The following is a 13,644-nucleotide window of genomic DNA, read 5'->3' on the forward strand; positions in this document are numbered from 1 at the left end:
ACCAGTAAGGAAAAACGCATGCCAGAAATCAAAATTTATACCCAGCCCGGTTGCCCCTTTTGCAGGCGCGCTGTCGCCCTGCTTGAGAGCAAAAATATCCCCTTTACCGAAGTGAATGCCCCGCGTGGCACAGCCGAACGGGAAGAGGCCATTGCACTGTCTGGCGGGCAGACCACAGTGCCGCAGACATTTGTGGATGGCAGGCCGCTGGGTGGGTGTGATGATCTGATGCGTCTGGAACGTACAGGCCAGTTGAACGGCATACTTGGGCTGAGCTGAGCTTTGTTGCATCTGGTCAGGTTACGGCAGGGTTAAGCCACGATGATCTGCTACCGTCTACGCTGCGCCAATCATCATGAATTTGAAGGCTGGTACAAAGATAGCGCCACATTTGCCATGCTGGGGCAAAAAGGTCTTTTAAGTTGCCCCGAGTGCGGCACGGCGGATGTGGAGCAGGCCCCTATGGCTCCGGCCATTGTCAGGCGTGGTCGTGGCCGCAACGTGCCGCAAGAGCAGCCCGCGGTTGACGGGACACGGGCAGAAGCACCACCTGCACCCGTCCAGCCCACGCAACCGGTCCTGCCCGATGCCGTACTGAGTGCCCTGCGCGACGTTAGGCGCACGATTGAAGATAACTGCGAAAACATGGGCAAAAATTTTGCGGATGAAGCCTTGCGGATTCATCATGGCGAGGCCCCCGAGCGCGGGATTTATGGCGAGATGTCACAAACCCAGCGCGAGATGCTCGAAGATGAAGGGGTTGAGTTCCACAATATTCCATGGGTCCGTGACACGGACAGTTGAATGTCTGGCCTGACCCGATACAAATAGGGGTGGTGCATGTGGGCAAGGTTCCCCACATCCTTGCTGGTCGGGTATTGCTGGCCACAATGCCAGTCTGGTTGAGGGAGAGGCAGATATGAGAAAAAATACCAGATCAGGCTGGATGCGTAAGGTTGGTGTGGGTGTTGCTGCCCTGCTGGCCATTGTTGTGTCCGGTAAGCCTTCTGTCTCTCTGTCTGCTGAACCCCTTGCAACCGAGGCAGCGTTAACAGGGTACTGGCTTAGTCAGGACCACGATGGCGTGTTTAAAATTGATCGGTGCGGACAAAATCTGTGTGGTCACCTGATTGGCCTGCGTTACGATGGGACAGACGTACCCCATGGTCATGATGGAAAATCCGAGTGTGATCTGCTGATGCTCACGGACTTCCAACCCATGGAGGGCAGTAACAAAGGGCGCTGGGCAGGGCATATTCTGGACCCGGATACAGGCCACCTGTACGATTCCCAGATATGGACAACCCAACCTGACGTGCTCAAGCTGCGCGGTTACATCGGCCTGCCCATTTTTGGCGAAACCCAGACATGGACCCGCTATAAGGGGCCTGCCATGGGGCCTGTGTGCAAAATCCCCGATTCAGTCAAATAATGCGGCGTACAGACTGGTGCACGGTGTGTGCTCCAGCCTGCCAGAAAGCTTTATAATCAGTACTTTGTAAACGCTGCGATGTAGTTAACTCCTAGGTCTCGGGTTTCCTTCCAGCCCATGGGGCCGGGGGCCATGCCAGCCATGGCAATCATGCGCAGGCCTGCAGCACGGGCATACTGCCCCAACTCGGACGGCAGGATGAACTTGCGCCATTCGTGCGTGCCTATGGGCAGCAGGCGCAGGATGTATTCTGCGCCAATCTTGCCTACGGCCAGCGAGCGCAATGTGCGGTTCATGGTGGAGACAATGACCGTGCCATTGGGCTGCACAAGCTGGGCAAGCATGTCCATAAAGGCGGCAGGGTCGGTAACATGTTCTATAATTTCCAAAGCCACAACCGCGTCAAACTGGCTGCCTTCGGCCACCAGGTCTTCAGCGCTGCCATTGCGGTAGTGCAGGGGGCCTGCATGTTCGGGCAGAGGGTGCGTGCTCAGGTGTTCCTTGGCTGCGGCAATGCCATTGGCCGAGGCATCCAGCCCCAGTACATCATACCCTGCCTTGGCGAGAGCCTCGCTTGCCAGTCCGGCACCACAGCCGATATCCAGAATTTTTGCCCGACGTGATGTGCTGCCGCGCAAGGGCAGGTGGCGGCAGGCCCAATCGATGCGGAGCGCATTCATGGCGTGCAGTGGACGCATGGGGCCCGAAGGATTCCACCACTGCTCCGCAAGGGCGCTAAACCGGGCGATTTCTTCATCAGAGACCGAAGAGGCCGCGTGGGGGCTGGTGGCGTTCATGCAACAAATTCCTTTCCTGCGGCTCTCCCCGCTGGACGAAAGGGGGCCGGGAAGGTTATGTGACGCGCCTTGTAAAGCTGTGCAACCGTTCCAGCACGTCTTTTTGTCAAAGCCGTGGCACTGGGGCGTGTGGCATGATCTGCGGCTTGTCTGGTGGAGAATAAAGCTATGTCCGGTTCCGCACCCCGGATTGTCATGAAATTCGGCGGAACGTCTGTCGGCGACCTTGATCGTATTCGAGCCGTGGCCGAGCGCGTCAAAAAACAGAAAGACGCAGGATGTGATGTTCTGGTTGTTGTGTCCGCCATGGCGGGGGAAACAAACAGGCTCGTCGGTTTCTGCCAGTCTCTTTCCGCGCTGCATGACCCCAAGGAATACGATTCCATTGTGGCTACGGGTGAGCAGGTAACCAGCGGTCTGCTGGCCATTGCCCTGCAAAACCTTGGTGTGCCGTCCCGCTCGTTTGCCGGGTGGCAGGTGCCAATCCGCACCGATTCGGCGCATGGCAAGGCCAGTCTGGATTCGATTGACGGCGAAAAACTGCTCGGCTGCATGGCAGAGGGCATGGTGCCGGTTGTCGCGGGGTTTCAGGGCGTTGCGCCAGATGGGCGGGTGTCCACCCTTGGCCGTGGTGGCTCGGACACATCTGCCGTAGCTCTTGCCGCGGCCATCAAGGCAGACCGGTGCGACATCTACACGGATGTGGACGGTATCTATACGACCGACCCGCGCATTGTGCCCAAGGCGCGCAAGCTTGATAAAATTACCTATGAGGAAATGCTGGAACTGGCCTCGGTCGGCGCCAAGGTGCTGCAAACCCGCAGTGTAGGGCTTGCCATGCGCGAAGGGGTGCGGGTGCAGGTGCTTTCCAGCTTTGCGGATGGTCCGGCTGTTATGGAAGGGCATCTTCCCGGGTCTTTGGTGGTGGATGAGGACGAAATCGTGGAAAAAAAACTGGTTACCGGCATTGCCTACTCCCGTGATGAAGCCAAGCTGTCGGTTCGGCGCATTCCGGACCGGCCCGGTATTGCCGCCGCAATTTTTGGCCCCATGAGCGAAGCCCACGTGAACGTGGACATGATCGTGCAGAGCACAGGGGCGGACGGCACGACCAACATGACCTTCACAACCAGCAAGAGCGACCTGCCGCAGGCGATCAACGTGCTCGAAAGTGTGCGGGACTCCGTGCAGTACGAAGAGCTTGCGACCGACCCGGATATTGTAAAGGTCAGCGTTGTTGGCACGGGCATGCGCTCGCATGCCGGGGTGGCCAGCACCATGTTCCGCACGCTTTCCGAGCGCTCGATCAATATTCAGGCGATCTCCACCAGCGAGATCAAGATTTCCGTTCTGGTGGCAGCGGAATACGCGGAACTTGCCGTGCGTGCCCTGCACACCGCATACGGGTTGGATAATGTCTGAGCAAAGCAACGTGGTCTGCACGACAGAAGAACCTACTCCCGCAGAACTGGACCGGGCGCGCAGGCGGCTGGACGGGTTGTGGCGGCGTGGGACCGAGTTTTTGGGCACGCAATACGCCATTCTTGGCGGAGCGATGTCCTGGGTCAGCGAGCGTAATCTGGTTTCTGCCATTTCCAACGCTGGCGGGTTCGGGGTCATTGCCTGCGGGGCGATGGAACCAGCCCGTCTGGCGGAAGAAATTCAGGCAACCCGCGCCCTGACGGACCGCCCCTTTGGCGTGAACCTGATTACCATGCACCCCCAGCTCAATGAGTTGGTGCAGGTCTGCCTGGATGCGGGTGTGGGTCATATTGTGCTGGCCGGGGGTATTCCGCCGGGGGCTGCGATCAAGGCGATCAAGGAGGGGGGGGCAAAGGTCATTGCGTTTTCTCCCGCTCTGGTGCTGGCCAAGCGTCTGGTTAAAATGGGCGTGGACGCGCTGGTGATCGAGGGGGCAGAAGCCGGTGGCCATGTCGGCCCGGTTTCCCTGACTGTTCTGGCGCAGGAAATTCTGCCGCATATTCAGAGCGTTCCGGTTTTTGTGGCCGGTGGTCTGGGCCGGGGGGATGCTCTGCTATCCTATCTGGAACTGGGGGCATCTGGTGGGCAGTTGGGCACGCGCTTTGCTGCTGCCGAGGAAAGCATTGCTCACGAAAAGTTTAAAAAAGCTTTTGTCCGCGCCGCCGCGCGGGATGCCGTAACGTCCGTCCAGCTGGATGACCGCTTCCCGGTCATTCCCGTTCGCGCACTGGGTAACGAAGGTGGGCGGCAGTTTGTCAGCCATCAGGCCGATGTGATTCGTCGTTTTCAGTCCGGGGAACTCACGCGTGATGCTGCCCAGTTGGAAATCGAACATTTCTGGGCCGGTGCATTGCGCCGCGCAGTTATTGACGGCGACGTGGAACAGGGCTCTGTTATGGCAGGCCAGTCTGTTGGTATGGTAACGTCTGTTCAGCCTGTGGCGCAGATCATTGACGATCTGGTTGAGCAGGCTGTGGTGGCACTGGTGCGTCAACAACGTCGTATGGATGCGGATGGCTGAATACGCCCAAGGTTCCGAGCAGGATCAAGGCTCGTCTCTGCCCCCCCTCCCTGATGTGGAGGGTCTGGGGGTTGGCGAGGCTTTGCGTAAACGCCGGGAGCAACTTGGGTGGTCCATCGGGGATGTGGCCGCCTGGTTGCGGATTCGGGGCGTTTATCTGGAGGCGCTGGAGAATGGCAACGCCAGCGTTTTGCCAGCGGAAGTTTACGCTCTGGGTTTTCTGCGGACCTATGGGCAGGCTCTGGGCTTTGACCCCGAGCGGCTGTTAAAGCTTTATCGGCAGGAAGGGCGGTCGGGTGTGCGCAAGCCCGAGCTGGATTTTCCTGATCCACCGCCAGATCGCCGTCTGCCGCCTGCCGTCAGTATTTCGCTGGGGTTGGCTGTTATTCTGGCCAGCTACATAGGTTGGTACTGTTTTGTCGGGCACGTGCCCCCGGCGCCAGAACGTGTACCGCCTGTAGCAAGCCTTATGCCGGGTGAGAGTGCAAAAAATGCACCATCGCCACAGGTGGCGTCCATTCTGCCGGACCATAATATAGCGCAGGTTCCACCTGTGCCGGTGGCGGCATCTGTAGCCCCACCGCAGAGTGCGCCGCTTGCGCAGAGTGCGCCGCTTGCGCAGAGTGGTGCTCCAAGCGCTCCTGTGCCTCCTCCGGCGACACCTCAGGAGAGTGCGGCGCTCCCTCCGCCTGTTAATTCGGATGTTTCGGCACCGGTGCAGCCTGTGGCTGAACCTGCAGACCATACAGCACCCGATGTGGCGAGTGCCACGGAGGGTGCTCCCCTTGCGCTCAAGGCGCTTGCAGCAAGCTGGGTGCAGGTCAAGAATGCAGGCGGCAAGGTTGTGTACGACCATATTTTGCAGCCGGGCGATGCATGGACTGTGCCTGCCGATAATGGGCCTTACACCCTTACGGTGGGGAACGCGGGCGGCATAGCCCTTGCACAGGGCAGCACGACAACCCCGCCTTTGGGCAAAAATGGTGCCGTGCTGCGGCATATTGCCCTAACGCCGGACGCTGTGCGGCAAATACTGGCTGGCGGCAGCATCACCTCCGTTGCCACGCCTGCAGTGCCTGTTGTGGCGGCTCCGGTCACTGGTGGTGCAGCGTTGCCAGCGCGGGGCATAACTGCGGATACACCAAGGTCTGATGTCTCTGCCGCGCCTGTTGTCGGGGCGGGGGAGGGACGTGCTGCCATGCCTCCAGCCAGCGTGGTCAAACCACCGGTGCACAAGGCAGCACCTCCGGCCGAACCCAGCGCGGATGACCTGAATGCCCGCCAGCTTAATGGGCTTGGCGCGCACTGAATGGCTCTTTCCATGCTTTATGTGTAGCCAACCGGCCTTGATTTTGGCAGGAAAGCACCAAACCTAGAGCGGGAGACGCCGCAGCGCCGAAGCGCGGCAGACCCTCCCCCAACTGTCGTCTCGACAAAAGGATGCAAGATGAGCGGCTACCGGCCTTACCAGCATATCGAACGTCGGAAATCTCGGCAGATCCACGTCGGCAAGGTAGCCGTCGGTGGGGATGCCCCGATTTCCGTCCAGACCATGACCAACACACTGACCAGTGATGCACAGGCGACCATTGAGCAGATTCGCCGTGCCGAACTGGCTGGGGTGGATATTGTGCGTGTTTCCTGCCCCGATGAGGAGAGCACGGCAGCGCTGGCTGAAATTGTAAGGGAAGTGAATGTGCCCATCGTGGCTGATATTCATTTCCATTACAAACGCGCGATCGAGGCCGCCAAGGCCGGGGCTGCGTGCCTGCGTATTAACCCCGGCAATATCGGCAGTGCCGAGCGCGTGCGTGAGGTGGTGCAGGCCGCCAAGGATTATGGCTGTTCCATCCGCATTGGCGTGAACGCGGGTTCGCTGGAAAAGCATCTGCTGGAAAAATACGGCGAGCCTAACCCGGAAGCTCTGGTGGAAAGTGCTCTCGAACACGCTAAAATTCTGGAAGATCACGACTTCCGTGAATTCAAGATCAGCGTCAAGGCGTCTGACGTGTTCATGGCGGTTGCCGCGTACCAGCAACTGGCCGATGCATGCGATTACCCGCTGCACATTGGCATTACCGAAGCAGGCAGCAAGCGTGCCGGCACGGTCAAATCCTCCATCGGGCTTGGCAATCTGCTATGGGCCGGGGTGGGTGACACCATGCGTGTCTCCCTTTCCGCAGCTCCTGAGGAGGAAGTGCTGGTCGGCTGGGATATTCTTAAATCCCTTGGTCTGCGCCACCGTGGGGTCAAGATCATTTCCTGCCCGTCCTGCGCACGTCAGGGCTTTAATGTGGTGGAAACGGTCCAGACACTCGAAGACCGTCTGGCCCATATCAAAACCCCGCTTACCCTTTCCATCATCGGGTGCGTGGTCAATGGCCCGGGCGAAGCGCTTATGACCGATCTTGGGGTGACCGGGGGTGGTTCGGGCCGCCACATGGTCTATTCCGCAGGCAAGCAGGACCACACCATTGCTGCTGGTGACATGATCAACCATGTTGTCGAGCTGGTTGAAGAGCGTGTGGCAGCTATTGAAGCCGCAGAAGCGCTTGCCAAGCAGGAAGGGGTGACCCCCGAACTGCCGGATATGGCATCCGCTAAATAAATACGCGCAACCATCCACCTGCGACCGGGTATCTCAGGTCGTGGGTGGGGTTTGTTCGCCCATCATAAATTACACATGGATCAGGCCGCACAGCCCGCAGGGCGTGTGCGGCAATCAGGAAAAACAGGCCGTGAGCAGCATTCAGCCCGTAAGAGGAACGCACGATCTTATTGGAGAAGAGCAACGCCGCCATGCGCGCGTGGTCAGCACCGCGCGCCATATTGCCGGTCTTTACGGGTTTGATGAATGGTCCACCCCCATTTTTGAAGAAACCCGTGTTTTCTCCCGCTCTTTGGGCGATACCTCGGATGTTGTCTCTAAAGAGATGTATTCCTTCAACGACCGTGATGGGGAAAGCCTGACCCTGCGGCCAGAAGGCACGGCAGCTATCTGTCGGGCGCTGGTTACCAACGCGCTGACCCAGTCACTGCCGCAGAAGGTGTTTTATACCGGCCCCATGTTCCGCCACGAGCGGCCACAAAAAGGGCGCTACCGCCAGTTCCACCAGATTGGTGCGGAACTGCTGGGAGCGGCTGAGCCTTTGGCTGATGCGGAAGCCATAGCCCTTGGCTATGCCGTGCTGGAAGCGCTGGGGGTTGCCCAATACGTAACGCTTGAGCTGAACACCTTGGGCGACGCCGCCAGCCGGGATGCCTGGCGGCAGGCTCTGGTTGCGTATTTTTCTGCGCATGAGGGCAGGTTGTCGGAAGATAGCCGTATCAGGCTTGCAAAAAATCCGCTGCGTATTCTCGATAGTAAGGATGCAGGCGACCGCGAGCTAGTCGCCAATGCCCCCATGATGGAAGAATTCCTGACCACTGAGGCACGTACGTTCTGGGATGAGTTGCGCCTCAAGCTTGATCTGTTTGGCATTGCGTACACGGTTAATCCAGCCATTGTGCGCGGGCTTGATTACTACAACCACACCACATTTGAATTTGTGACCAACCGTCTGGGGTCGCAGGGGACAGTTCTGGCGGGTGGGCGTTATGATGGTCTGGTCAAGCAGATGGGTGGGCCGGAAGTGCCTGCCATTGGCTGGGCCGCCGGGGTTGAGCGTCTGGCCATGTTGCTGGAGAGCGCGCCAGAGGCTCCACGCTCTGTAGTGCTGATCCCTGTTGGTTCACCTGACGAAAAAGCCGTGTGCCAGATTTTGCAGGCCCTACGCCAGCAGGGGGTACGGACGGAAATAGGCTACAAAGGGTCGCTGCGTAAGCGGATGGAGCGGGCAGGCAAGCAGAATGCAAGCCATGTCCTGTTCTTGGGCGAAGATGAGCTGGCCCGTGGTGTGTTCCGTGTCAAAAGCATGGAAACCGGGCAGGAAGATGAAGTGGCGACAGATGCCCTGCTGTCTGATGCGCGGAGTATTTTTGCGCGATGAACCTTGATGAGCGGCTGGACCGTATTGCCAGTCGGGCGCTTGAGTTGGAAGCGCATCTGGCGAGCGGGTTAAGTGGGGATGCCTTTACGCAGGCATCCCGCGAGTATGCTGAAATTGAACCGGTTGTTGCCCGCATTAACGACCTGCGCGCAACCGAGTTAAGCATTGTGCAGGCAGAAGCCCTTCTGTCCGACCCTGAAATGCAGGAGCTTGCGGGCGAAGAGCTTGCGGAACTGCGTGAAAAACTGCCCCAATTGCAGCGTGAGGTCCGTCTGGCGCTTCTTCCCAAGGACGTGGCGGACGAGCGCAGCGCAATTCTGGAAGTGCGCCCCGCTGCCGGGGGGGACGAGGCAGCCCTGTTTGCCGCAGAACTGTTTGACCTGTACCGCCGTTATGCGGACCTTAAAGGCTGGCGCTTTACCGTTATGGATTATGACGAGAGCGAACTGGGCGGCCTGCGTGGTGGTATTGCCGAAATTAACGGCAAAAGCGTTTTTGCCCGCCTTAAATACGAATCTGGTGTGCACCGTGTGCAGCGCGTCCCTGCGACCGAGGCACAGGGGCGTATCCATACATCCACCGTTACTGTGGCCGTGCTACCAGAGGCGGAAGAGGTGGATGTCACGATTAACGAAGCCGAACTGCGTATAGATGTTTTTCGGGCTTCGGGTGCTGGTGGGCAGCATGTGAATAAAACCGAAAGCGCTGTGCGCATTACCCATCTGCCGACCAATATTGTCGTGTCCATGCAGGAAGAAAAAAGCCAGCATAAAAACCGTGCCAAGGCGATGAAGATCCTGCGGGCCCGTCTGTACGAACGTGAGCGCGAGCAGGCTCATGCGCATCGCGCTGCGGACAGGCGCTCACAGGTAGGAACGGGGGACAGGTCAGAGCGGATCAGGACCTATAATTTCCCGCAGGGGCGGGTGACGGACCACCGGATTAACCTGACGCTGTACAAGATCGATCGGGTCATGCTGGGTGAGCTGGACGAGTTTGTGGATGCGCTGACGCAGGAAGAGCAGGCCGCCCTTATGGCGGATGCGGGCTTTTAACCTGTTTAGCTGATCGGGGTGGAGCAGACCTCCCCCCGACCGGGGATGCGCTCGGCAGCTTCGGGGGCTTGTGGGTCAACCAGATAAAAATCGGTAAAGCCACCAGAGCCTAAAGCGTAAAAGTGGTGGCCATCGGGGTTGTGCAGAATACCACTACTGCTGACCTCATGCGTTTCTACCCGCCCGTCCACCGTGCGAATGGTAATTTCTCCGCACAATGTGTAGGTGTGGTCCAGACGCCCCTGTGGTGTGGGAATGCGCACGGTTTTGTACCGTGTACCATCATCAAGCCGAAAGACGGATGCCAGCTTGCCGTCCAGATAAATGCGTGAGACCTCGGAAATTTCCATGTCGGCTTTTTCGTCGGTGACCGAAAACTCGCCAGCCATGGCGGCATGCGCAGGCAACAGCAGACCCGCGCACGTTATGGCCGTAAAGGCTCCAAGGATTGAGAAAAAGCGGGAAGCAGGCATTTGATATGTGCAGATCGGACGATTTGTTGAAATGACAGTGCAAAGCAAAGCAGAAAACACACCGCATCACCAGCCTATACAGGAGTTGCTGGCAAACGGGGCGGCACTTTTGCGCGATGCGGGGGTGGAAAACCCCCGGCGGGAGGCGCGTCTGCTTTTGCAGCATGCTCTGGGCCTGACGCCGGAGGCCATGCTGGCTCTGTCCGTGCGTGATTGTGTGGCTGCTGAGCCTTTTCTGGCATGGGTGGCCCGCCGCGCACAGCATGAACCTTTTGCCTATATTACGGGCAGCAAGGGGTTCTGGAGTCTTGATCTGTCGGTCTCTTCAGCCTCTTTGGTGCCTAGGGGGGATACGGAAACCCTGATTGCAGCGCTGCTGGAGCACTGCCCCGACCACAATGCAGATTTGTCCTTCCTTGATCTGGGAACGGGGACAGGCTGCATATTGCTCGCAGCACTTGCGGAGTACCCGAAGGCATGGGGCGTGGGGGTGGATGTCAATCCGGCAGCGGCCACACTGGCCTATGGGAATGCCCGGCGCTGCAACATGTCCGCACGGGCATTGATTATGGCTGGCCAGTGGGTTGAGGCCCTGAGTGCTCAAAGCCGGTTTGACGTTGTTTTTAGCAACCCGCCCTACATTCCCACCACCGATCTGGATGGTCTGATGGAGGAGGTGCGCCGGCATGAACCTGTGCGGGCACTTGATGGTGGGCAGGATGGTCTGGATGCCTACCGGCACCTCTGCGCTTGTCTGCCCCGGCTCTTAAAGCACAATGGCGTTGGTATTTTTGAATTTGGCATAGGGCAGGAGCCTGCATTGCGTGACATAGCGGCGCAGAATGGGCTGGAAGTTGTGCAGGTTATGCCTGATCTGGCAGGCATAGCGCGCTGCATTGTGCTCCGCCAGGGGCAGCCATATGCCCGAAACTGAAAAAACCGGTTGGCTTTGTTGTTGAGCATTGTTATTATCATAACGCTCAGTCCTGCGGCAGAAAGCAGATTAATAAAATCTGCCACGGTGGATGAGCGGTAAGGGCTTTTCTTCCGGCAAAACGAACAGATTGCCGCCAAAAGCCCATTCCGAAAAAACAATTCGGCCTTCATTCAGGAACATGCCTTTTGTATCGGACTGTTTCTTCATGCAAAGTGCCATGAACAGGAAAGCACTGTGACAAACCCATGAATGTAAAACGGATGCGTACCAGACACCATCGTTCCAGCGGGAGCAATGGAGCGTCCAGGCAGTTGAATGGCCAGATTCCCATGAACCGGAATCATGTTTTTGACAGTCATGGCCCCGATGTGCGGGTCAGAGGCACAGCACAGCAGCTTTTTGAAAAATATCTTCAGCTCGGCCGCGATGCAACAGGCAGCGGTGACCGGGTGGCGGCGGAAGCTTACTTCCAGCATGCCGAACATTATTTCCGTATTCTGAACGCAATGGCGCAGGCGGCCCAGCAGAGCCAGCAGGAACGCGCGGAGCGTCAGGCCGCCCGGCAGCAGCGGGTTGCAGTCAACTCTTCCGAGGAAGAGGAAGAAGACCAGACGGAAATGGAGAGTGATAACGCGGGTGAGGTCAAGGACCTTTCCACCGAACCGCAGCCCGAACTCTCCGAAGGCTGATTATTTCCAGGCCATGATCCAGCCTTTGCCCTGTAGCCCACGCATGTGGGGCAGGGCGATGGCGAGGGTGTTTGTGCACAAAGCCAAAAAGATATGGCGAGTTATCCCACAGATATTGTGAGGATAAACACAACTACCTAAATTTTAAGGAAATTTGGTAGCGGCGGAAGGATTTGAACCTCCGACCAAGGGATTATGATTCCCCTGCTCTACCACTGAGCTACGCCGCCACTGGTTGGTGGCGGTTATGTATCTGTTCTGGATGGGGGCGTCAATCCATCTTGTCAGTTTTTTTTAAAAAACTGATTGGTTGGAAGGAATTGGCCTACTGCTCCAGATTGCCGGCGCCAAAAATATAATTACTGACCTGCTGCTCAAGGCTGGATGGCTCGAGTGTGTGGGTCATCATCTGGCCCGCCTGAGCAACGGTTGTGGCTTTGCCCGGCTCGATCATCAGGGCATTGTCGGAGGAGAGGGTGCTGCTGCCTATTGTCAGTGTGCTGTCAGTGGGGAGGCGGAGAGCACCATCAAGCCGGAAATGGACAATGGCCATCTGGGATGCGGGGTCCAGAATAATGCTGGAAACACGGCCAACCTTTACACCGGCAATATCGACATCCGCTCCGCGCGCCAGACCATTGGCTGAAACAAAGCGGGCCGAAAGTTCGTAGGATGTTTTGCCGGGTGTTTTCTGGGTGTTGGTCGCATATAGCCCAAACCCGGTTGCCGCAGCCAGAACCAGAGTGCTGCACATAATCGCGCCTATGTGGTTTTGTCGGCTCATGGTTGCTTTTGGCCCTTATTGCAAATGTGTGCTTGCGCAAAATGTTAAACAGGACGAAATCCTTGCAGCACTTGGGCGCATGGTGCAAGGACAGCGCTCAGATATCAGCCAGTTTGGAACCCTAAACGCACATGTCCCTTTTTCAGGCACTTATCATGGCGCTGCTTCAGGGCGCTACAGAGCTTTTTCCTGTTAGCAGTCTTGGGCATGCCGTTGTCCTGCCGTCATTGCTGCACTGGTCCTATGACCTGCATGACCCGACTTTTCTGCCTTTTCTGGTCATGCTGCATATGGGAACATCGGTGGCGCTGCTGATCTTTTTCTGGCAGGACTGGCTCGCACTGTGCAAGGGGGCATTCGGAGCGTTCGGGCACCGTATCCAGCTTGAGAGCCTGCATATTCTGTGGCTGATCTGCCTTGCGACCGTGCCTGCGGTGATTATTGGCGGTCTGTTTGAACACTGGTTGCGCAGCGTGTTCGGTTCCGCGTCTTCGGCAGCGCTGTTTTTGTTCCTCAACGGTGTCCTGCTGCTTGTGGTGGAAAAACTGCGCGGCAGCGTGGTCCGTAAGGATGTGCGCTACCTTGCCAGCCTGACATCGCGCGATGCCCTGTTTATTGGCGTTTTTCAATGTTTTGCGTTTTTTCCCGGTCTGTCGCGTTCGGGGGCAACAATCTGTGGTGGGCTGCTGCGCGGACTGCACCATGATGCGGCCGCGCGGTTTTCCTTCCTTATGGCCCAGCCTGTTATTATTGCGGCAACGGTGCGCGAGGCCTTTAAAATGCGCCACACGCCCATTGACCCGGGGCAGATGCATATTGCCCTGCTGGCGGCAGTTGTGTCCGGGGTAACGGCTCTTGCCAGCACGGCTTTACTCATGCGGTATTTCCGTCGACATGACAGTTGGGCCATGTCGCCTTTTGCTTGGTACTGCATGGTGGTTGGCGGATCGGCGTTTCTGATCTTCCACTTCGCCGGGTGAGTGGT

General features: G+C 57.9%; 16 protein-coding genes and 1 tRNA gene. 12 read left to right on the forward strand and 5 right to left on the reverse strand.

Features of this window, described 5'->3' with window-relative positions:
- Nucleotides 1-18 precede the first annotated feature (18 nt).
- The 3 genes from grxC to HK26_RS04270 all read left to right on the forward strand — a co-directional run bounded on the left by grxC (nt 19) and on the right by HK26_RS04270 (nt 1,432).
- On the forward strand, nt 19-279 hold the full coding sequence (gene grxC, locus HK26_RS04260) for a glutaredoxin 3 (protein WP_086638600.1): 261 nt from the start codon (nt 19-21) through the stop codon (nt 277-279).
- A 42-nt stretch (nt 280-321) separates the two neighbouring features.
- Nucleotides 322-804, forward strand: a complete 483-nt coding sequence (locus HK26_RS04265; RefSeq protein ID WP_086638601.1) for a DUF1178 family protein — start codon at nt 322-324, stop codon at nt 802-804.
- A gap of 115 nt (nt 805-919) precedes the next feature.
- A complete protein-coding gene (locus HK26_RS04270; RefSeq protein ID WP_257640847.1) occupies nt 920-1,432 on the forward strand; it encodes a DUF2147 domain-containing protein in 513 nt (170 codons plus the stop codon).
- 56 nt (nt 1,433-1,488) lie between these two features.
- On the opposite strand, the gene ubiG is transcribed toward HK26_RS04270, so the two are convergent.
- Entirely contained in the window at nt 1,489-2,229 is a 741-nt protein-coding gene (ubiG, locus tag HK26_RS04275; protein ID WP_086638603.1) for a bifunctional 2-polyprenyl-6-hydroxyphenol methylase/3-demethylubiquinol 3-O-methyltransferase UbiG, read from the reverse strand.
- A gap of 168 nt (nt 2,230-2,397) precedes the next feature.
- Between ubiG and HK26_RS04280 the strand changes: the two genes are divergently transcribed.
- From HK26_RS04280 to prfA, 6 genes are all read left to right on the forward strand, one after another.
- Nucleotides 2,398-3,651 carry an aspartate kinase gene (locus HK26_RS04280; protein ID WP_025825090.1) on the forward strand — a complete coding sequence of 418 codons (1,254 nt, stop codon included), beginning with the start codon at nt 2,398-2,400 and terminating at the stop codon, nt 3,649-3,651.
- A complete protein-coding gene (locus HK26_RS04285) occupies nt 3,644-4,732 on the forward strand; it encodes an NAD(P)H-dependent flavin oxidoreductase (protein ID WP_086638604.1) in 1,089 nt (362 codons plus the stop codon). The genes HK26_RS04280 and HK26_RS04285 overlap by 8 nt, the downstream gene beginning before the upstream one ends.
- Nucleotides 4,725-6,041: a helix-turn-helix domain-containing protein gene (locus tag HK26_RS04290; RefSeq protein WP_180539309.1), complete on the forward strand. Its 1,317-nt coding sequence runs from the start codon at nt 4,725-4,727 to the stop codon at nt 6,039-6,041. Before HK26_RS04285 ends, HK26_RS04290 begins: the two co-directional genes overlap by 8 nt.
- Before the next feature lie 138 nt (nt 6,042-6,179).
- On the forward strand, nt 6,180-7,340 hold the full coding sequence (gene ispG / locus HK26_RS04295; RefSeq protein ID WP_086638606.1) for a flavodoxin-dependent (E)-4-hydroxy-3-methylbut-2-enyl-diphosphate synthase: 1,161 nt from the start codon (nt 6,180-6,182) through the stop codon (nt 7,338-7,340).
- Between the two features lie 130 nt (nt 7,341-7,470).
- Nucleotides 7,471-8,721, forward strand: coding sequence for a histidine--tRNA ligase (gene hisS / locus HK26_RS04300; protein WP_086638739.1), 1,251 nt, complete (start codon nt 7,471-7,473; stop codon nt 8,719-8,721).
- Nucleotides 8,718-9,776 (forward strand): peptide chain release factor 1, encoded by a 1,059-nt coding sequence (gene prfA, locus HK26_RS04305; RefSeq protein WP_086638607.1) that lies wholly within the window; start codon nt 8,718-8,720, stop codon nt 9,774-9,776. The genes hisS and prfA overlap by 4 nt, the downstream gene beginning before the upstream one ends.
- A gap of 5 nt (nt 9,777-9,781) precedes the next feature.
- Here prfA and HK26_RS04310 read toward each other — a convergent pair whose 3' ends face one another.
- On the reverse strand, nt 9,782-10,165 hold the full coding sequence (locus tag HK26_RS04310) for a hypothetical protein (RefSeq protein ID WP_307772205.1): 384 nt from the start codon (nt 10,163-10,165) through the stop codon (nt 9,782-9,784).
- A gap of 115 nt (nt 10,166-10,280) precedes the next feature.
- Between HK26_RS04310 and prmC the strand changes: the two genes are divergently transcribed.
- Nucleotides 10,281-11,183: a peptide chain release factor N(5)-glutamine methyltransferase gene (prmC, locus tag HK26_RS04315; RefSeq protein WP_086638608.1), complete on the forward strand. Its 903-nt coding sequence runs from the start codon at nt 10,281-10,283 to the stop codon at nt 11,181-11,183.
- Nucleotides 11,184-11,252: 69 nt separating this feature from the next.
- Here the strand turns inward: prmC and HK26_RS13415 are convergent, their stop codons facing one another.
- Nucleotides 11,253-11,393, reverse strand: a complete 141-nt coding sequence (locus tag HK26_RS13415; RefSeq protein ID WP_180539312.1) for a hypothetical protein — start codon at nt 11,391-11,393, stop codon at nt 11,253-11,255.
- Nucleotides 11,394-11,431: 38 nt separating this feature from the next.
- On the opposite strand from HK26_RS13415, the gene HK26_RS04320 reads away from it, so the two are divergent.
- Nucleotides 11,432-11,875, forward strand: coding sequence for a DUF4167 domain-containing protein (locus HK26_RS04320; RefSeq protein ID WP_086638609.1), 444 nt, complete (start codon nt 11,432-11,434; stop codon nt 11,873-11,875).
- A 155-nt stretch (nt 11,876-12,030) separates the two neighbouring features.
- Here the strand turns inward: HK26_RS04320 and HK26_RS04325 are convergent.
- Both HK26_RS04325 and HK26_RS04330 read right to left on the reverse strand, forming a co-directional pair.
- Nucleotides 12,031-12,105: transfer RNA gene (locus tag HK26_RS04325), tRNA-Met, on the reverse strand.
- 95 nt (nt 12,106-12,200) lie between these two features.
- Nucleotides 12,201-12,659, reverse strand: a complete 459-nt coding sequence (locus tag HK26_RS04330) for an MlaD family protein (RefSeq protein ID WP_086638610.1) — start codon at nt 12,657-12,659, stop codon at nt 12,201-12,203.
- A 131-nt stretch (nt 12,660-12,790) separates the two neighbouring features.
- On the opposite strand from HK26_RS04330, the gene HK26_RS04335 reads away from it, so the two are divergent.
- Nucleotides 12,791-13,639, forward strand: coding sequence for an undecaprenyl-diphosphate phosphatase (locus HK26_RS04335; RefSeq protein ID WP_086638611.1), 849 nt, complete (start codon nt 12,791-12,793; stop codon nt 13,637-13,639).
- The last annotated feature ends 5 nt before the right edge of the window (nt 13,640-13,644 follow it).

Origin of the sequence: Acetobacter okinawensis (assembly GCF_002153655.1) — a bacterium.
Lineage (GTDB): Bacteria > Pseudomonadota > Alphaproteobacteria > Acetobacterales > Acetobacteraceae > Acetobacter > Acetobacter okinawensis_A.